The sequence below is a fragment of the Bacillus cereus group sp. BfR-BA-01408 genome (genome assembly GCF_022663305.1).
Lineage (GTDB): Bacteria > Bacillota > Bacilli > Bacillales > Bacillaceae_G > Bacillus_A > Bacillus_A pacificus.
The window spans coordinates 1-309 of record NZ_JAKUFF010000231.1 but is presented as its reverse complement, the minus strand read 5'-3'; the positions used below and the strand labels follow the sequence as shown (position 1 = coordinate 309).

Genomic DNA, 309 nt, shown 5'->3' with positions numbered 1-309 from the left:
GGATACGAATCCAAAGTAAATGGTTATGACATCACGAATACAAAAGTAGGCAAGACATCAGTTGCAGGGACGAAGACGTGGAATGATAACAATGCGTCAGATCGTCCGAAAACCATCAAAGTAGATTTAGTACAAAAAGATAACTCACAAGCACAAAAAGAAACAGTGATTGCGACGCAAGAAGTAAGTGAAGCAACGGGCTGGAAGTATGAGTTTAAAGATTTAGCAGCGTATGATGCAAATGGAGTAGCATACAAGTATGAAGTGAAAGAACAAGCAGTACCAGGATATGAATCCAAAGTAAATGGT

At 39.2% G+C, this 309-nt stretch carries 1 protein-coding gene; it reads left to right on the top strand.

All coding sequences use genetic code 11. The features are described 5' to 3' along the window. Positions 1-309, top strand: a 309-nt coding sequence (locus tag MR083_RS27075) for a Cna B-type domain-containing protein (protein WP_242270119.1), incomplete at both ends; no start/stop codon positions are given.